Annotated in this window: 14 protein-coding genes; 5 read left to right on the forward strand and 9 right to left on the reverse strand. The window is 46.3% G+C overall.

Annotation, left to right across the window (positions count from 1 at the left end; all coding sequences use genetic code 11):
* Positions 1-248: 248 nt before the first annotated feature.
* Positions 249-1,739 (reverse strand): UDP-N-acetylmuramoyl-L-alanyl-D-glutamate--2,6-diaminopimelate ligase, encoded by a 1,491-nt coding sequence (locus O9295_RS15205; protein ID WP_288033649.1) that lies wholly within the window; start codon positions 1,737-1,739, stop codon positions 249-251.
* Between the two features lie 395 nt (positions 1,740-2,134).
* Here O9295_RS15205 and O9295_RS15210 point away from each other — a divergent pair, with 395 nt between their 5' ends.
* Positions 2,135-2,881 (forward strand): DUF4079 domain-containing protein, encoded by a 747-nt coding sequence (locus O9295_RS15210; protein WP_288033651.1) that lies wholly within the window; start codon positions 2,135-2,137, stop codon positions 2,879-2,881.
* Positions 2,882-2,921: 40 nt separating this feature from the next.
* On the opposite strand, the gene O9295_RS15215 is transcribed toward O9295_RS15210, so the two are convergent.
* Together O9295_RS15215 and O9295_RS15220 are read right to left on the reverse strand one after the other, a co-directional pair.
* A complete protein-coding gene (locus O9295_RS15215; RefSeq protein WP_288033653.1) occupies positions 2,922-4,490 on the reverse strand; it encodes a hypothetical protein in 1,569 nt (522 codons plus the stop codon).
* Positions 4,491-4,661: 171 nt separating this feature from the next.
* Complete coding sequence (locus O9295_RS15220) at positions 4,662-6,887, reverse strand: glycosyltransferase family 2 protein (protein WP_353851867.1); 2,226 nt, start codon at positions 6,885-6,887, stop codon at positions 4,662-4,664.
* Between the two features lie 186 nt (positions 6,888-7,073).
* Here O9295_RS15220 and O9295_RS15225 point away from each other — a divergent pair, with 186 nt between their 5' ends.
* On the forward strand, positions 7,074-7,256 hold the full coding sequence (locus tag O9295_RS15225; RefSeq protein ID WP_002759616.1) for a hypothetical protein: 183 nt from the start codon (positions 7,074-7,076) through the stop codon (positions 7,254-7,256).
* On the opposite strand, the gene O9295_RS15230 is transcribed toward O9295_RS15225, so the two are convergent.
* A complete protein-coding gene (locus O9295_RS15230; protein ID WP_287169802.1) occupies positions 7,249-7,788 on the reverse strand; it encodes an NUDIX hydrolase in 540 nt (179 codons plus the stop codon). The genes O9295_RS15225 and O9295_RS15230 overlap by 8 nt on opposite strands.
* Positions 7,789-7,949: 161 nt before the next feature.
* Between O9295_RS15230 and rpsN the strand changes: the two genes are divergently transcribed.
* Positions 7,950-8,252 (forward strand): 30S ribosomal protein S14, encoded by a 303-nt coding sequence (rpsN, locus tag O9295_RS15235; RefSeq protein WP_045358860.1) that lies wholly within the window; start codon positions 7,950-7,952, stop codon positions 8,250-8,252.
* A gap of 136 nt (positions 8,253-8,388) precedes the next feature.
* Here the strand turns inward: rpsN and O9295_RS15240 are convergent, their stop codons facing one another.
* Positions 8,389-10,542 carry a polyribonucleotide nucleotidyltransferase gene (locus O9295_RS15240; RefSeq protein WP_288033657.1) on the reverse strand — a complete coding sequence of 718 codons (2,154 nt, stop codon included), beginning with the start codon at positions 10,540-10,542 and terminating at the stop codon, positions 8,389-8,391.
* 181 nt (positions 10,543-10,723) lie between these two features.
* Between O9295_RS15240 and tatA the strand changes: the two genes are divergently transcribed.
* Positions 10,724-10,900 (forward strand): twin-arginine translocase TatA/TatE family subunit, encoded by a 177-nt coding sequence (gene tatA / locus O9295_RS15245; RefSeq protein WP_288033660.1) that lies wholly within the window; start codon positions 10,724-10,726, stop codon positions 10,898-10,900.
* A 120-nt stretch (positions 10,901-11,020) separates the two neighbouring features.
* On the opposite strand, the gene O9295_RS15250 is transcribed toward tatA, so the two are convergent.
* Together O9295_RS15250 and carB are read right to left on the reverse strand one after the other, a co-directional pair.
* Positions 11,021-12,421, reverse strand: a complete 1,401-nt coding sequence (locus O9295_RS15250) for a TldD/PmbA family protein (protein WP_288033663.1) — start codon at positions 12,419-12,421, stop codon at positions 11,021-11,023.
* A gap of 327 nt (positions 12,422-12,748) precedes the next feature.
* Positions 12,749-15,994, reverse strand: a complete 3,246-nt coding sequence (carB, locus tag O9295_RS15255; protein WP_288033666.1) for a carbamoyl-phosphate synthase large subunit — start codon at positions 15,992-15,994, stop codon at positions 12,749-12,751.
* A gap of 507 nt (positions 15,995-16,501) precedes the next feature.
* Between carB and O9295_RS15260 the strand changes: the two genes are divergently transcribed.
* On the forward strand, positions 16,502-17,542 hold the full coding sequence (locus O9295_RS15260; RefSeq protein ID WP_147072769.1) for an adenosine deaminase: 1,041 nt from the start codon (positions 16,502-16,504) through the stop codon (positions 17,540-17,542).
* Positions 17,543-17,612: 70 nt separating this feature from the next.
* Here the strand turns inward: O9295_RS15260 and O9295_RS15265 are convergent, their stop codons facing one another.
* Positions 17,613-18,020 carry an MAPEG family protein gene (locus O9295_RS15265; protein WP_149987325.1) on the reverse strand — a complete coding sequence of 136 codons (408 nt, stop codon included), beginning with the start codon at positions 18,018-18,020 and terminating at the stop codon, positions 17,613-17,615.
* A gap of 8 nt (positions 18,021-18,028) precedes the next feature.
* On the reverse strand, positions 18,029-18,535 hold the full coding sequence (locus O9295_RS15270; RefSeq protein ID WP_002741066.1) for a hypothetical protein: 507 nt from the start codon (positions 18,533-18,535) through the stop codon (positions 18,029-18,031).
* Positions 18,536-18,589 lie beyond the last annotated feature (54 nt).

Below are 18,589 nucleotides of genomic sequence, written 5' to 3' on the forward strand. Positions count from 1 at the left end.
ACCAGATATGGGAGTGATCAGGGGTAAATTCAGGGACTTTTTCCCTGAAAATTAGGTAATTGACCCCCTCAAAATCGGTAAAACCCCACACCCCACACCCCACACCCTACACCCTGCCCCTAGGAAAAACTTTTTGCCGCAAACCCTATTTAAGTGGAGCCGCCCGACCCTGCGCGGGCATGGCGGGGCTTGTACCCAAATTTTCGGTCAACTAATGTTAGCTTTTCTTGACAATTAATCATCCCTCATCACTTTTTCACTTTTATCAAAGCGGCCCGGGCCTGTTCGCGGTCATCGAAATGGATTTTTTCCGTCCCCAAAATTTGATAATCTTCGTGACCTTTACCGGCAATAATTACTCCGTCTCCCGGTTGCGCTGCTTGAATGGCCCTGTCAATGGCCAAAGCGCGATCGCTAATTACCTGCACGGTAATTTCTGGGGGAATGCCAGCGACGATATCCTGAAGGATTCGTTCGGGAGACTCTGTGCGGGGATTATCGGAGGTAACTATGGCTAAATCTGCTAATTCGGCCGCTATTTTCCCCATTAACGGCCGTTTTGTCCGATCTCGATCGCCGCCACAACCAAAAACACAAATCATCCGACCAGAAATAAAGGGACGTGTTGCTTTTAAAACATTCTCTAAACTGTCGGGAGTATGGGCATAATCGACAATGACGCTGATATCTTGGTCGGGAGCGGTGCTAACCCGTTCCATCCGCCCCGGTACTCCTGAAAACTGGGGAATTTGACCGATTACTTTCCCTAAATCTACACCACATTCTAACACTGCCGCCACCGCCGCCAAGAGGTTAGCCAGATTATATTGGCCCACCAGAGGAGAAGCAAAGGCTATTTCTCCTTGGGGAGTCACCATCACCCCTTCAACTCCCGTGGGTTGATATTGTAAATCCTTAGTATAAAAATCGGCACTAGCATCGGACACACTATAGGTTAAAACCTGTTGGGGAGACAGGGAGGCCGCTAAACGTTGACCATATTCATCATCAAGGTTAATAATCGCCTTACCTTGCAGATAATCGGGACTAAATAATTTAGCTTTAGCGGCAAAATAATCCTCCATATCGAGGTGATAATCGAGATGGTCTCTGGTGAGATTGGTAAACACCGTCACGGGAAAAGTACAACCCTGTACCCGTCCCTGGGCCAGTGCATGGGAACTAACTTCCATGACGGCGATTTCATTGCCGGCGCTCACCGCTTTGGCTAAACTGGCTTGTAACTCGTTAGCGAAAGGGGTGGTATGATTAGCGGTTTCTTGGAATCCTTGCCAACGGGTGTAAAGAGTCCCGAATAAAGCGGTGGGAATCTCTGCTTGGCTGAGAAAATATTCAATTAAATGGGTGGTGGTGGTTTTGCCGTTGGTTCCCGTCACACCGATTAATTTTAGGGTAAGGGCCGGATAATGATAGAATTTAGCAGCGATCGCAGCAGCGGCAGTAACTAAATCTGCCACAACCATTACCGAAGCATCCTCCGGGGGGGGAAATTTAGCTGCGGCTGCCGGGGAGATAAGCGCCGCTACGGCCCCGGTTTCCAAAGCGGAACGCCAAAATTCGCCCCCATCGACGCGAGTACCGGGTAAACCGATAAATAAATCTCCCGGTTGACAAGCATGAGAATTAGTAGAAATTCCTGTAATCTCGGTTTCTAAAGCGATAGGAGAAGAAATCGGGGAAACCAGAGGGATAGTTGTTAAAAGTTCTTGTAGTTTCATAGTCAGGATTGAATCTAAGGATTGCTGCTTTTAGATTAGCCGATCATCGAAGAGGTTCCTAGTCCGAAATGGGAAGTGGGGGTGTGGGGTGTGGGGAAGTGGGGAAGTGGGGAAGTGGGGTAGTGGGGTAGTGGGGTAGTGGGGTAGTGGGGTGTGGGGTGTGGGGTGTGGGGTGTGGGGTGTGGGGTGTGGGGTAGTGGGGTAGTGGGGAAATGGGGAAGCTGTCTCATCACCCTATCACCCCAAAACCCTATCACCCTATCACCCTATCACCCTATCTCCTGCCTTTTGCCTTTTGCCGACCGCCTCCTGATATCTGCGATAAGCTAAAAAAAACAAGGCTATAGCTTGTCAACTATTGACGATTTTCTGCTGACTATTTTCGGGATATTTATATGCAATTCGTCGATTTTCTGGCTCTCATTCATCCTGTCCTAGGGATAGTGGTCGTTTTCCCTATTATCGGCCTCGTAGTTAACTTTGCTTGGCAAACCCGTCAACGTCGCTTAGAAACGGCTGCGGGAAATAAAAGTAAAATTCCCCCAGTGGTCGGGCCGCAACATCTACGCTTAGGCCGCTGGTTAACGGGTACAGTGGTAGGGGTTAACCTGTTAGCACTAGCTTACTCGGTCGTTTACGGGTTTAATGGTTTTGTCGATCAACAAAAACACGGAAAATTAGACTCCTTTCAGGTCATTTTTGTGATTTTGATGTTTTTTGTCACCATTGCCTCTTTGGTCTGTCTCTACCGCGCTAGACAAGCTCTCTGGCGCGGAATTTTTGCCACCTTGACCGGCATCGGTTTAATTATTATCGGTTCTCAGGATGGGGTCTGGCGACTCTCGGCCCAATGGTACTGGTCCCACTACTATATCGGCATGGCCGCATCATTACTGATGATTTTCTCTCTGGCCATTGTTGAAGATATCTATAAAGACCGTTCCCATCGTTGGCGCATCGCCCATACAATTCTCAATTGTATTGCTCTGGCTCTCTTTCTGGGACAAGCCATGACCGGTTCCAGGGATTTGCTGGAAATTCCCCTCAGTTGGCAAAAACCGGCAATTTATCGCTGTGATTTCGCCAATAAAACCTGTCCTGAACCGAAATCCTCAACCCCCCCCACCAACCCGATAAGTTAAACTTTTTTAGGGACTGGGAGAGGGTGAAGCAGTCGGGAAATTAATCACACTCAGATTTACCCGCAGCGGTATCGATGGGTTCCTCACACCAATTGGCAATCTTACCAAGTTGGGGCAAAGTGTTTAAGGGGCCTGGATTCAGGTTGGGTTGGATTAAGTCAGTCCATTCTACCCCTTGGGTCACAGCCACAGTATTGTTAGGTGAGGCACAGCCTGAAATTTTGCCCCAATTTCTACCCCAAGCTGCACCGATGAAAGTACCAGTATCAGTTTTACCGAGGGAATATTCTTTTGCAAAGATAAACGCTTCTAGTCTTTGGTTGCCTCTCAGACAAATTTGCGGCGCGGCGGTACCTAAAATAGTAGGGTCATTATGGGCATAAATTTGTAGATTGCCCGGTTTACAAACCGTGGGTGGGCTAACACTGCTGCAATCGTGTTCGATCGCACCGTTAATATTACCTTTAACATAGAAAGCTACCCGTTCCCCTGGAGTAATGGTAATCTTATCGCTACCACTCAAGTTGATATTATTAACGATATACTCGTACACTCCGCTGGAAGATGGGGTGTCTCCCGATCGGGGAAAAGTTTCAGAACTGGTAAGTACTAGGCCTTGCTGCACAGAGGGAAGGCTGGATGCGGTGGGAATTGCTGGTAAATTGGGCAAAGTCACACCGACAACAAATTGCGCTTTGTAGGGGGTATTAGGTGCAGGTGTGGGCTGTTGAATTTTGTCCGTGCTAATAAAACATTCTAGCTTTGGTCGCAAAGTTGCCGTCGCCTCGTCAAATACTGTGGGGTCGCTCATCACCACATCCCCTTGAAATTTAGCACCGACACCATACTTGGCATTGCTGACCGTAATCTGGGCAGTTTCACCCGCATTTTCCGTGGCTCCCTCGCTTACCCATAAAGCCGGGAGCGTGCTGCGAGTGAATGGGAGGGCAGGGGAAGGATTGATAGGGATAGTTACGACCACACGGTTACGGGAGGCGGCATTATCGCCACTATCTCTATTGCTATCAGTATTAGTTAGGTCTTTTTCGGCACTTTTGCGGGAACGTCCTTCCAGGGTGAGAACTCCCATGCCAGTCTCAATACGATAATCGTATCCCACCACGCGATAATAACGATTATCATTCAACTGGAACTGAAACCATTCACCACTAGCTAAATCTCTTAATCCTGGATTTTCTGCCCGTTGTCCTGTGGGTGCGAGGATTTTGTTGGCAATTTCGTTATCACGACTGGTATCACCACAGGCGGTGGCAATGGCTAATCTTTTTAAATCTGTTTGTAAACCTGGACTGGGATTAGCAACCACTTCGGCGGTCTGCCAACAATCGCCGGAAGTACAATTACTATCAACCGTCGCCATAACTCGAACGCTATTGAGTAGATCCTGCACGCGAGCCAGCCCCGCTTCGGAACTTGTTAAACTATCAGCCCGGGCTTTTTGGGCAATTACTTTCGATTGGTCCCCTTGGGCGCGCATGATCATAGTCATTCCTGTCACCATCAGGATAAGTCCAATTAACACGGCAAGAGGCAAGGCAAACCCTTTTTCCTTATTAGCCATCAGGTGAAGACATAAACGATTGTTCATAAGCCAGTTCATCTAAGAATGGTTACTTCTATTATAATACTGTGAAGTTTTGCTCAAGTGACAACTGTGATAATACAGGAATAGCCATGGGAGTAAAATCACAGACAAAAGCCAGTTGATACGATAATCAGTCATTAATTTTTCGATAAGTATTTTCGATTTTTGACTGAACTAAAGGGCTGTTTTTCGATTCAGAATTGCCCGACAAATCAAGCCTATCCCCCGAAAAAAGCTGATAATTAACAACCAAAGGGATTGTAATTCTCCTGCCGTATTTTTCACTGGCCAGCGCTGGGGACGACAGAATAGAAAAGTAATTAGTTTTCTCTGGTCTGATAGGGGAAGTGGCTGTAATTTAAGGGTTGCTTGCCAGATTTTTCTTCGTTTTTCTAGATTGACTATATGAGCAGATAAGCGCAAGTCTTCGCCTAAAATATCTAGGAGTAATTGTTCTGAGTAGATGGGTTCCCTCAGGTGAATTTCTGCTCCTATTTCCGAAAGTTTTTTCAGATTGCCCTGTATAATTATATTCGCTTCTGTTATCAAGTTAACAGGATATTCCAGCAATTGGTATTGAGTTTCTAGGGCGAGGGGAGCTTCCAATAAAGCCACTAAAGCAGTGATGATAATAACCACATTATATATAGCCAAAATCAAGCCAAAATTTAGGGGACTTGCTTGATAATTGTGATGGCGTAAATTAAAGAAAATACTAATTAAAGTAATGGTGAGAAAAAAGAGCAATGGGTAGGATAAACGCCAATTATATTGATAATTTTTACGAGCAATTCCCTTCGGTGTCACCTGAAATCCTTTGTCAAAGGGTTTCCAAAGAACATGGAGAACTGTTAGGGCTGTAGGTACACAAATAATCATCGATAGTACCTCAGAAAAAATAATGGAGCGCGAGCGAGAATTTAACCAGTGATAAGTGGCTAACTGCAGCATCATGTAGGGTAAAAATATATAGATTGTCTCATCGATAGTAATGTTCAAAGGTACGATATAACCAAAGGTATAAAGGAGAGGAATAAGTAGAGAAAATAAACGAGCCAACGGAGAAAACCAAGATAAAAGTCCTTCTAAGTGTGCCAATCTTTGGGGTAGGGTTAGTCCCGCAATTTTCAGGGGATTAGCTTTGATAAAAAAGGCCTGTAAAGTTCCCCTTGCCCAGCGCAATCTTTGCCGTAAATAAGCGGATAAACTTTCGGCAGATAAACCAGCGCTGAGTTTTTCATTTAAGTAAATAACTTCATAACCTTGGGCAGAGATAGCAATCCCAGTGAAATAGTCTTCACTAATAGATTCTGTATTGAAGTAGTCCACTTCTTCTAATGCCTTTCTTCTGACAATAAAAGAAGTGCCAGCACAGACAGGACTACCCACCCCATCTTTAGCCGGTTGGATATGACGATAAAATAATTCTTCGTCGGGAGTAACGATATTTTCTAAACCTAAGTTATGGGCGATAGGATCGGCATTATAAAAGCTTTGGGGCGTTTGCACTAGGGCAATTTTGGAGTTTTGAAACCAGCCAACAGTTCTTTCTAGAAAGTTACGACAAGGGATAAAATCTGCGTCAAAAACTACCACTAATTCCCCTTGAGTTTGTCTGAGAGCATGGTTTAAATTGCCTGCTTTAGCGTTTTTTCTATCCTCACGAGTCAGATAATGACAATTTAATTTTTCTGCCAATTGATCAATTTCTGACCTCTGGGTATCATCGAGAATATAAATATTTTTATGAGGATAATTAAGGGCTTGACAACCGATAATAGTTCTTTTTAAGATGAAGGCTGGCTCATTATAGGTGGGAATCAAGATATCTACCGTGGGCAAATATTGTTTATTGATCACTGCTTGGCTATAAAAATCAGCTTCTTTGCGTCTATCTTTCGTGGTTAAGACTAAAACTAACTGAATCATGCTACTACTTAAAACCATCATCTCAAGGACTAAAAGTAGTAAACTAAAAAAGCCATTGAGAGGGGTGGAAAGATTTAAGGTGGCCAGAATTCTCCAGAGTAGATAGCGCAGGGTGATAGCTAGAGTGATAGAAATAATGACTAATCTTGACCAAACTTGCGGACGCGGAGAAAATAAAATGATTAACTGCGTAAAAATTAGCAGGATAACTGTGGGTAATAATAATTGATAGCTATGAGCAACCGTGGGAACTTTAATCCAAGCAAATGGATTTAAAAAATCTTCTACTAAGCCAAGGATTAATCGATCAATATTGTGTTCTGGCCAACATAATGATAAACTGACCATCATTAGCCCGCCGATCACTGCTAACATAATTAAAATAACTGATATTATCGCTAAAATCGACTTGAATACGGAGTAATATACTGGTTTTTGAGGGAACGGAAAAATCGACTCTTGGTTAGACATAAATCCCCTTCTGAGTAAATAAATCTAACTACATTTTACAATTCTTAACAAAAACCTGTGCATTTTTGGCAATGACAGGAGCGCTCTCCACCAAAATGCTACATTTTGTATCAAGCCGAAGATGAAACTGGCAAGAAAAAGTGTAGAAATAGTATACTTCGGTTAACCGTGAGGAAAAATTAATCTATGATAGCCGTCAAAATCGCCGTTGTTAGCGCTCTCGTTTTAGTTGTGGTCAAATTCGTCGCTTCTGCTCTAGGCAAAGGCAATATACCCCTGCTTAATCAGGCTGTCACCGTGATTTTAAGCCTTTTTATCGGTTTTGAGTTGATTCAACTAGGACAAGCGGTGATTGAAAAGATTAATTAAGGGCTAAACGGGCCAGATAGAAGCTAGTAATAGTTTTAGCATCGATCGATTCTCCCCGTGCGATCGCTGACTCCATTTCCTCAAAACTCATAACAACCACTTCCAGATCTTCATCGACATCTTGAGCGGGGGGCAAGCTTAATTTTTCCAGATCCTGGGCTAGAAAAGCATAGATGTATTCATCGGAATAACCGGGTGCCAGGGCAAATTTACCCAAAGATTGCCAATTGTGCGCCCGATAGCCCGCTTCTTCCTCTAATTCTCGTTTTACCGTCGTAGCGGGGTCTTCTCCTTCATCAATCGTCCCGGCGGGAAATTCCAGAATTCGAGCTTGCAAACTAAATCGATACTGACGTACTAAAACCAATTGACCTTCCTTGGTGATTGGAACTGCTAAAGCGCCACCCGGATGACGGACACATTCCCATTCTCCCTCGACACCGTTAGGTAAACGCAGTTTCGAGACTTCAAATTGAAAGACGCGACCTTGATAAAAAAGACGTTGTTGGAGAAATTGAGGCGGTTCAGACATGGAAAATTTTCAACTAGGACTTTAAGAATTAATATCAACAAATGTTGCTTTTGTCACCGGTGTTAGGAAGCGGGTAGAATTATCATCTAACGGCCAAGGAGAGATTCAGGTTATAATGGGAAATGCTGTCTTTACAGGTTAAATCTTTTTCGAGAAACCCCATGGCAAAAAAATCGATGGTAGAACGCGAGAAAAAACGCGATCGTCTCAGACAAAAATACGAAGCTAAAAGAGCGGAACTAAAAGAACAATTCCGTACTGCCGAAGATTTTGAAGAAAAACTGGCAATTCACCAAAAATTACAGGAATTACCCCGCAATAGCGCCCCCAGTCGTCACCGCAACCGTTGTTTAACGACCGGCAGACCGAGAGGATACTATCGCGATTTTGGTTTATCCCGCAACGTTTTACGGGAATGGGCCCACCAAGGTCTTTTACCCGGTGTGGTCAAGTCTAGCTGGTAGTCAGAAACAATATCTAGGGAAAATACTGGGATAGAGGCGTGGTTTTTGCGTCTCTATTGCCGTTTTTAGGCAATTTTAGCGATAAAAAAAACCCTCGATCGAGCGATCGAGAGTTAACCATGAATAGAAAATTTACCTAGACTACAGTAGCAGCTTTACGGGCAGCGGCGGCCTCATCGGGATGAATACCGAGACGGGTGAGATTGAGACGACCTTTACTATCGATCTCCCGTACCTTGACTAACACCTCATCCCCCACGGCCACTTCATCTTCGACCTTGCCGACACGTCCCTCGGCCAATTGGGAAATATGGATCATTCCCTCTTTTCCTGGCAAAACTTCCACAAAAGCGCCGATTTGGATAATGCGAGTCACGCGACCGAGATAAACCTCACCCTCATTGAGTTTGCGGGTCATATTGTAGATCAGTCGTTTAGCTTTTTCGGCCTGTTCCCCATCGGTGGAGGAAATGGTGACAGTACCATCGTCATCGATATCGATTTTCGTGCCAGTCTGTTCAGTAATCCCTTTAACCGTCTTACCACCCGGCCCGATTACTAACCCGATCAGATCCGGATCGATCTTGATCGTCAATAACCGGGGTGCGTGGGGAGATAATTCCGTGCGCGGTTTTTCTAGGGTCGCTAACATCTTCTCTAGGATATGTTTGCGGGCCGGTAAAGCTTGTTTGATCGCGTTGGCCACCACTTCCATGCTTAAACCGGGGATTTTCATATCCATCTGGAGAGCGGTGATGCCGGAATCAGTGCCAGCCACCTTAAAGTCCATATCTCCCAGAAAATCCTCGATACCCTGGATATCGGTCAAAATCCGCACTTCTTCCCCTTCTTTAATTAAACCCATGGCCGCACCGCTAACGGGTTTTTTCAGGGGAACACCGGCATCCATCAGCGCCAGGGTGGAACCGCACACGGAACCCATGGAGGTGGAACCATTAGAAGAGAGGACTTCCGACACTACCCGCAGCACATAGGGAAATTCCTCCTGTGGGGGAAGGACAGGTACGATCGCTCTTTCCGCTAAAGCACCGTGACCAATTTCTCGACGGCCGGGAGAACGCATGGGACGGGTTTCACCGACGGAAAAGGGTGGAAAATTGTAGTGATGAAGATAGCGTTTTTCATCTTCGGGATGGAGATCGTCGCCCAAATCCTGAGCATCACCGGGGGTGCCCAGGGTGGCGATCGAAAGCACTTGGGTTAAACCGCGATTAAACAAACCGCTACCGTGAACCCGGCGGGGTAAAACTCCCACCCGGCAAGAAATCGGGCGTACTTCGTCCAGTTGGCGACCATCAACCCGCACCCCATCCTCAATAATTTGGGCGCGCATCAGTTTTTTGGTCAGATCCTTGAAGAGATTACCGATTAACTTTGGTTCTTCCAGCGTTGGAGCTTTTAAGGGATCTTCATCGGGGAGAGCGGTGATAGTTTCCTTGATCCGATTTTCGATCGCCGCTAATTTCTCATCCCGTTCGGTTTTGCTGAGGGTAAACTGACAGAGAATCTGTTTAATTTCCTCTTTAGCTTGTTCTTTCAGGAAATTCTGCACGGTTTCGTTTACTGCCGGCGCTTCTCGGGTCACGAGGGGAATACCCAACTGATCGATCAATTCCCGTTGAGCGGTGATCAGGTCGCGGACCGCTTCATAACCAAAATCGATCGCCTCAATAATATCGCGTTCTGGTAACTGATTAGCTCCCGCTTCGATCATCACCACCCCTTCGGGACTACCGGCCACCACTAGATCCAATTCTCCGTTATGGATTTCCTTGTAGGTGGGATTGATGATAAATTCATCCCCCAGTAAACCGACGCGCACCGCTGCCATCGGTCCTTGGAAGGGAATCCCTGCCAACAGAACCGCCACGGAAGCCCCGGTAACGGCCAAAACATCCGGGGGTACTTCCTCATCCATTGAGAGGGTCGTAGCGACCACCTGAATATCATCCCGTAGCCAACTGGGGAATAGAGGCCGCAGGGGGCGATCGATCAAACGACCGGTCAGAATTGCTTTTTCCGGGGGACGACCTTCACGACGCAAAAATCCTCCCGGGATGCGCCCGGCGGCGTATAATCTTTCTTCGTAGTCAACGGTCAAGGGCAGGAAATCTACTCCTTCTCTGGCTTTGGCTGTGGTTGCTGTCACTAAAACCGCCGTTTCTCCCGATTGGATCAGAACACTACCGCCAGCTTGGGGGGCTAAAAGCCCTATTTTTAGTCGAATATCCCTGCCATCAAAGGATATTGACTTGTCAAACTCTTCCATGTAAAGCTATATTCCTTTCTTTCACTTTTCTCTGTGCTGTGGCAATCCTAGCATTTTTTGTCCCCCTTTCCAGCAGGTTTAGTATTCAGTGATCAGTTATCAGTGATCAGTTATTACCGTTAAGTTTCCGACTCCTAAATTCTGACTCCTTTCTCTTTTTTTACTTTTTACTTTCAAGATTATGTTTGGATTAGGTTGGCCAGAAATAGTAATTATTGCTGTGGTTGTTCTCCTGATATTTGGACCGAAAAAAATACCCGAATTTGGGGCAGCTTTGGGGAAAACTTTACGGGGATTTAAAGAAGAAATCAATAAAGATAATCAAGAAATTGAAGACAGTGATGAGAAGATGAGATAGATTTCGCCAGGATGAAACTCCGCTACAGCAGTTATCAGTTATCAGTATTAAATAGTAGTTTCCCACTGTCTTTTCACTCTTTACTGATTACTGATTACTGTTTACTGATCACTGATTACCTTAAATATCTGCTTCTCCCCCCACGACCACATCGCGGATACGGAGACTGGGTCCACCGCAGCCGACGGGTAAACCACTTTGACCCCCTTTTCCGCAGCCTCCTGACTCGTCCCAGTAGAAATCATCAGCAATTGCCTCAATATTGGCTAGGGTTTTAAAGACATTACCGGAGAGAGTCACATCTTTAACGGGTTCAGCAATTTCTCCATCGCGAATCATCCAAGCTTCCCCGGCGCTAAAAGTGAACATTTCGCCGTTAGTCATGCCTCCCTGCCAATTTTGGGCATAAACTCCCGTTTTTATCCCCGAAAATAACTCTTTAACGGGAGTAGTTCCCCGTTCAATCCAAGTGTTGGTCATGCGGACAATGGGCGGATAATGATAATTGAGACAACGGGCGTTACCGGTCGGTTTTTCGCCTAATTTGCCCGCCGTTTCCCGCGAATGCAGTCTTCCCACCAAAACCCCATCTTTAATTAACTGAGTCGTCGTCGCGGGGGTTCCCTCATCGTCATAAAAATAACTGCCCCGATGACCTTCTGGACCTGCCCCGTCAAAGATTTGCAGGTTATCCGGTCCGAAACGTTTGCCCATACTCATCACTTCCAAAAGGTCAGGATTTTCGTATAACATATCTGCCTCGGAAAGGTGGCCAAAAGCCTCATGGACGAACAGACCGGTTAAAATGGGGTCGATGACGACGGTGTAGGTATCGCCCTTGACAGGGGGCAAAACTAGGGCTTGTACAGCCCGTTTAGCCGACCCTTGCACCTGTTCCTCTAAATTGACCAGATCCTCGAAAGCTTTTCGGGATCCTGTGGTTTCCCGGCCCGTTTGTACGCTGTCGCCATCCCTAGCGGTGGCCGAAAAACGCATTTCTACGTCTGACCATTTTTGTTCGATTAAAGTCCCGTCAGAAGTGCCTAAAAGAATATGTTGACTGCTATCGCTGTAACGGACGGAAGTGGTGGCAATACTGGGATGGTGTTGACGCAGTAAATTATTATAGCGATCGCAGAGGGCTTTTTTATCAGCTAATGGTACTAAACGGGGATCCGTTCCCGTTAAAGGCAATTCACAACTAATAATTACAGGTTCTACTGGAGCAATCAGGGTTTCTTCTTCCCCAATTAAACGGGCAGCAGCGATCGCATCTTCTAATCGTTCCTGTAAACTGGATAATTGATTAAAGCTGGCAAATCCCCAACCTCCTTTATAACAAGCGCGTACCTGACCACCGATAGCAATACCTTCGCTCAGGGTTTCCACTCGTTCGGAACGTAGTAGAATATTCGTCCCCCGCGCTTCTTCCAGACGAATTGTCAGGAAATCGACGCGGTTTTGATAACGGTTAATCAGTTCACTAATCAGGTTTTTATAATCGTTTAGAGTATCGGTCATAGGAATTAGGAAGTGGGGTGTGGGGTGTGGGGTGTGGGGTAGTGGGGTGTGGGGTGTGGGGTAGTGGGGTGATGGGGTGTGGGGTGTGGGGTGTGATGGGGTGTGGGGTGTGGGGTGTGATGGGGTAGTGGGGTGATGGGGTAGTGGGGTGATGGGGTAGTGGGGCATTTGGCTGAAATTTCCCTAAACCCCTAAATCCCTATATCCCCTTTCTAACTGATAACTGATAACTGATTACTGATTACTGATTACTGATAACTGATTACTGATAACTGATTACTGATTACTGATTACTGATTACTGATTACTGATTACTGATAACTGAAATTAGGCGAGATAATCCTGTAAAGCTTTCACCTCTAAAGGTTGGGATTGCAGGGATTTTAAGGCCGCTACCGTCGCTTTTGCCCCGGCGATAGTGGTGATAATTGGTAACTTATAATCGAGGGCAGTACGGCGAATTTTTCGACCATCGTTTTGGGATTCTTCACCACTGGGAGTATTGACAATAAACTGAATCCAGTCATTTTTGATCCAATCGACAACGTCGGGACGGCCTTCGTGAATCTTTAGCACTAAATCGATATTTTCGCAACCGTTTTCTAACAAAACTTTACGAGTTCCGGAAGTGGCGACGACGCGAAAACCGAGGGATTGCAGATCCTTAACCACGGGGACCATGGGGGTTTTATCGCGATCATTCATCGAGACAAAAACCGTCCCACTGGTGGCTAAAATCACGCCGGCGGCCATTTCCGCTTTAGCGAAAGCTTTGCCAAAATCGCTGTCAATCCCCATTACTTCGCCTGTAGAACGCATTTCTGGTCCCAGGAGAGTATCAGCACCGGGGAACTTCTGGAAGGGTAAAACCGCTTCTTTTACGGCGATATGACGGGGAATTGCTTCGCTGATGATACCCAATTCTGCTAGGGTTTTGCCCGACATGACGAGGGAGGCAACTTTTGCCAGAGGAACTCCCGTTGCTTTGGAAACGTAGGGAACAGTACGACTAGCGCGGGGATTCGCTTCTAAGATATAAACTGTCTCCCCCTGTACCGCATACTGGATATTCATCAAACCGATTACTTTTAAAGCTTTCGCTAGTTCCACCGTCCATTGTCGAATTGTGGTTAAAACCGAGGCACTCAGGGACGTATGGGGGATAGAACAGGCAGAATCGCCCGAATGTACGCCCGCTTGTTCGATATGTTCCATTAATCCCCCGATAACTACTGTTCCCGTGGCATCTGACAGGGCATCCACATCCACTTCGATGGCATTTTCGAGGAATTTATCGATTAAAATCGGGTGATCCGGTTCTATCTGTACCGCATACTTCATATAGCGTTCCAATTCGCTATCGGAATAGACGATTTCCATCGCCCGACCGCCCAAAACATAGGACGGACGTACTACTACAGGATAACCGATGCGTTGAGCCACTGCTTGGGATTCTTGGAAATTGCGGGCAATACCGTTGAGGGGTTGTCGGATATCTAATTCTCGGAGGATTTTTTCAAAACGTTCCCGATCTTCGGCGGCATCGATCGAATCGGGTGAAGTTCCCCAAATTTTGGTATTTACGGGACAATTAGGCGATTCTAAATATTTTTGCAGGGGAACCGCCAGTTTTAAGGGAGTTTGCCCACCGAATTGAATAATTAAACCCTCTGGTTGTTCCGCTTCGATGATATTTAAGACATCCTCTTTGGTCAGGGGTTCAAAGTAAAGGCGATCGCTGGTATCGTAATCGGTGGAGACAGTTTCCGGGTTAGAGTTGACCATAATCGTCTCAAAACCGGCTTGACTGAGGGAAAAAGCGGCATGACAACAACAGTAGTCAAATTCTATCCCCTGGCCGATGCGATTGGGACCACCACCGAGGATCATCACTTTGCGTTGATCGGAGGGTAAAACTTCCGATTCTACCTGTTCGTAGGTGGAATAATAATAGGGTGTCAGGGCCTCAAATTCCGCCGCGCAGGTATCCACCATTTTATAAACGGGAATAATACCTAAACCCTTGCGATAACTTCTGACTTCGTCCTCGCTGGTGTTGGTGGCGAAGGCGATTTGGCGATCGCTAAATCCCTGTTGTTTAATAGCGAATAGGTCCTCTTTGCCGAGACTTTTCAGGGGAGTTCGTTTGAGAAACTTCTCGGTTTCCATCAAATCGGCCAATTTATCGAGGAACCAGGGATCAATCCCGGTTAGTTCGTGGATTTCCGACCCATTCATGCCCAATTTAAAAGCATGATAGATACTATAAACTCGTTCGGGGTTAGGTGTCCGCAAACCGGCCCGGACTTCCGAGAGAGGGGGGAGAGTTTCGACTTTATCGCAACCAAAGCCAAAACGTCCCGTTTCTAGGGAGCGAAGCGCTTTTTGAAAGGATTCTTGGAAAGTTCGACCGATAGCCATGGCTTCCCCGACGGATTTCATCTGGGTGGTTAGAATCGGTTGGGAGCCAGGGAATTTCTCGAAGGCAAAGCGAGGAATTTTGGTGACGACGTAATCGATAGTCGGTTCAAAGGAAGCCGGGGTTTTTTTGGTGATATCGTTGGGAATTTCGTCTAAAGTGTAGCCTACTGCTAGTTTAGCGGCAAATTTAGCGATCGGGAATCCCGTGGCTTTCGATGCCAGGGCCGAAGAACGCGATACCCGGGGATTCATCTCAATCACGATTACGTCGCCGTTAGTGGGATTAACGGAGAATTGGATGTTCGAGCCGCCGGTTTCTACGCCAATTTCCCGAATAATTGCCTTAGAATAGTCCCGGAGGCGTTGGTATTCTTTATCGGTCAGGGTTTGGGCGGGCGCAACCGTAATCGAGTCGCCGGTATGGACCCCCATCGGGTCAAAGTTTTCGATCGAACAGATGATCACCACGTTATCGGCTAGATCGCGCATGACCTCTAATTCGTATTCTTTCCAGCCAATTAGGGATTTTTCGACGAGAATTTGCGATGTAGGCGAACAATCTAGACCATACTGGGCCATCGGTTCAAATTCTTCTTGGTTATAGGCAATACCGCCCCCCGTTCCTCCTAAAGTGAAGGCCGGCCGGATAATGAGAGGATAGGAACCGATCTGATGGGCGATCGCTTTTGCTTCTTCTAAATTGTTGGCAATCCCCGAAGGACAGACGGGAACACCGATTTTCTCCATTGCTTTTTTGAATAGTTCCCTATCTTCGGCTTTTTCAATAGCGGGAAGTTTTGCCCCGATCAGTTCCACGTTATATTTTTCTAAAACGCCGCTTTTGGCCAAAGCTACGGCGGTATTGAGGGCAGTTTGACCGCCCATAGTCGGTAGAATCGCATCAGGACGTTCTTTGGCGATAATTTTCTCGACAATTTCCGGCAGAATTGGTTCAATGTAGGTGCGATCGGCCATTTCTGGATCGGTCATGATCGAGGCGGGGTTAGAATTGACTAAAATTACCTCATAACCTTCTTCTCGTAGGGCTTTACAGGCTTGAGTTCCCGAATAGTCGAATTCACAGGCTTGTCCGATGACAATCGGGCCAGCGCCCAAGATTAGGATTTTCTGTAAGTCATCACGGCGTGGCATAGGCTTAGGGTTGCTTGAGGATAAACCCCAATCATTGTATATGTTGTCACCCCTCTATTCCCTAAAGCTTTATTTAGGTTTAATGACCTTATTCTAGCTGTCAGCCTTGAATCAGTGATCGGTGATCAGATCTGAGCCTTGCACTAGCGACTGTTCACTATCTCCCCGCTCCCCAACACCCAGCCGATCACCAGATAGGTAGGGCTGGCTGAATAAATCTAAAAACCTTGCTGGATAAGACTTTTAGACTTTTTGTCAATCCAAAAGTACCGGCTTAGGGAGTGAGCGGGGGGAAAATTCAGGTACTTTTTCCCTGAAAATTAGGTAATTGACCAGATGAAAATCGGTAAAACCCTACACCCCACACCCTACACCCCACACCCTGCCCCCACGAAAAACTTTTTCAGCAAACCCTAGGTACTGATAATATTTGGCAACAATTGTCAAACAATTGTAAAACTTCGTTATATTTAAGGAACATTTGAGAGACTAAGGAGCATCGGAGTTGTGGCTTTATACGCAGATTTGCATCGGCATTTAGGGGGATCTGTAGTACCGAGAATTCTCTGGCGCTACTTTCACAGACATGAGCGGGATTTAGCGGCCAAATTCCAGGAATACCCCGCTTTTGAGGAATTTTACACCCGTGAACGCAATAGTTTAGATGAGTATTTGGAATTACATACCCTAGTCGAAAGTGTTCAAACCGCCCAAACTTTGCCCTATTTTATTTATCGTCTGATTCGCGGCGCTTACATCTTCGAGAATCTTGCCTATTTAGAATTGCGCTATACTCCCTACTATCGCACCGACGAACATTTGAACCAAACAGAGCGAATCGAGCAAATGCGCTCGATTGTCGAGATCGTCGGTCAAGCCTCGAAAATGAGCGAATATCCGATTATTACCAGTCAAATTCTCTGTATGCACTCGCGACTTCCCTCCCAAGTCAACAAAGCGATCGTTGATCTGGCCCTAGAGATGAAAGAATACGTCTGTGCGATCGATATTGCTGGGGGTGATTCCCACTACCAAACTCGACTAGAGGAATTTGCTGGTTTATACAGTTATGCCAGGGAAGAGGGTTTAAATACCACCGGCCATCTTTACGAAACAAAGGACGGTTGTTATCCCCAATTACTGCCCTATCTGCAAAGAATTGGTCACGGTATTCAAATTCCCCTACAATATCCGGAATTGCTGCCGGAAGTTGCCCGTCGTCATCAATGTTTAGAAGTCTGTCCCACCACCTATTTAAAAACTGGCACCCTCGAAAGTTTATCGCAATTAAAGATAGTCTTTGATCGCTGTTTTGAAGCGGGGGTTGATATTGCTATCTGTACCGATAATGCCGGTTTACACAATGTCCGGCTGCCCTTCGAGTACGAAAATTTACTCACCCTAGATGTGATCGATTTTCGACAATTACAAGCTTGTCAAGATGCGGCTTTTCGTCATGCTTTTGCCTGGCCCTACAGTCAAAAACCCGCCTCACTTTTAACTGGTTTGTTATCAGTGGATAATCCCAAATTACCGGTTTATCAGTAACAGAATTAACTTTAGTTCGGGTTAAGCAACTTCTAACCCGATTTCCCATCGGGGTTTTTGCCCCCCCGAACTACTGAATCTTGATTAAACTCAACCCAAAGAGAGTATAGGTACAGAGAGAGCCGAGACCGAACATCAGGGAACGAGCGATCGGGACATTAGTGATATAAAAAAGGGAAAATAAAAGCCGGAGGATCACGAAAGCGATCGCACAGGTAGCGGCCAGGGAGGAGGAGACTCCTGTAACGTAGGCCATGAGAGCGGCGGCACTATAGATCATAAAGGTTTCAAAACCATTTTGATGGGCCCAAGTTGCTCGTTTAGCGTAGTCTGGGAGTTGGTCGAACATGGCCCGGGGAGCGGAGGTATTGTAACCCACCTTAGCTCTAGCGTAAGCCACCAGCAGAAAAGGTAGATAGACAGAGATAGCGGCAGCCACTATCGAATAGAGAAGAATGGCACTGACGGAGAGATTCATCGCTGAATTTAGTCAAAATAAAATAGGGTAACTAGCTTGCGTTGATCTTCCGCTTCCGCGCAGGTTTGCAAAAGGGTTTGACTGTCGTGGAAAGCAAAACAGATTAACTGTTGACAACGATTGATAATCTCGCGATTACAGAGGCTGCTGGCTTCCCCTAGGGATAGATGGTCATTTTCGGGACATTCCACCAGATGGATAACCTGCTGGAGTTGTTCTTGGGATTCCAGGGGCTGGCGATCGAGACTTTGGGGTAAGATCACGGTTAACAGATTAGGATCTGCCCGCATTGCCCCCTTAATGACGGCGGAATTGGTTCCCGTCGCCCCGGAGGTCATAATCCGATTGCCCGCCAGCACGAGGGCATAGGCCATCATTTCGATCAATTGCTGGTGCGTGATGGGAACGTGACGGGAACCCAATAAAGCGACGCGCTTAGAACCGGTCTGCTGAATGGCGGCTAGTTCTTGAGCTAGAGTGTCTAGGGTGTTAGTGGTATCTACAGATTGACTCAAAGACTTTTACTGCAAATTCGGACTGATTAACCGTCCGTTATTGTAGCATCGAAT

Source organism: Microcystis sp. LE18-22.4A (assembly GCF_027531105.1).
In the GTDB taxonomy this organism is placed as follows: Bacteria; Cyanobacteriota; Cyanobacteriia; order Cyanobacteriales; family Microcystaceae; genus Microcystis; species Microcystis aeruginosa.

Coding starts and splice junctions, on each gene's coding strand:
- O9295_RS15265 (WP_149987325.1), bottom strand. CDS start 18,020: ATGAATCTCTCCGTCAGTGCCATTCTTCTCTATTCGATAGTGGCTGCC.
- O9295_RS15215 (WP_288033653.1), bottom strand. CDS start 4,490: ATGAACAATCGTTTATGTCTTCACCTGATGGCTAATAAGGAAAAAGGG.
- O9295_RS15230 (WP_287169802.1), bottom strand. CDS start 7,788: ATGTCTGAACCGCCTCAATTTCTCCAACAACGTCTTTTTTATCAAGGT.
- O9295_RS15220 (WP_353851867.1), bottom strand. CDS start 6,887: ATGTCTAACCAAGAGTCGATTTTTCCGTTCCCTCAAAAACCAGTATAT.
- carB (WP_288033666.1), bottom strand. CDS start 15,994: ATGCCACGCCGTGATGACTTACAGAAAATCCTAATCTTGGGCGCTGGC.
- O9295_RS15250 (WP_288033663.1), bottom strand. CDS start 12,421: ATGACCGATACTCTAAACGATTATAAAAACCTGATTAGTGAACTGATT.
- O9295_RS15240 (WP_288033657.1), bottom strand. CDS start 10,542: ATGGAAGAGTTTGACAAGTCAATATCCTTTGATGGCAGGGATATTCGA.
- O9295_RS15205 (WP_288033649.1), bottom strand. CDS start 1,739: ATGAAACTACAAGAACTTTTAACAACTATCCCTCTGGTTTCCCCGATT.
- O9295_RS15210 (WP_288033651.1), top strand. CDS start 2,135: ATGCAATTCGTCGATTTTCTGGCTCTCATTCATCCTGTCCTAGGGATA.
- tatA (WP_288033660.1), top strand. CDS start 10,724: ATGTTTGGATTAGGTTGGCCAGAAATAGTAATTATTGCTGTGGTTGTT.
- rpsN (WP_045358860.1), top strand. CDS start 7,950: ATGGCAAAAAAATCGATGGTAGAACGCGAGAAAAAACGCGATCGTCTC.
- O9295_RS15225 (WP_002759616.1), top strand. CDS start 7,074: ATGATAGCCGTCAAAATCGCCGTTGTTAGCGCTCTCGTTTTAGTTGTG.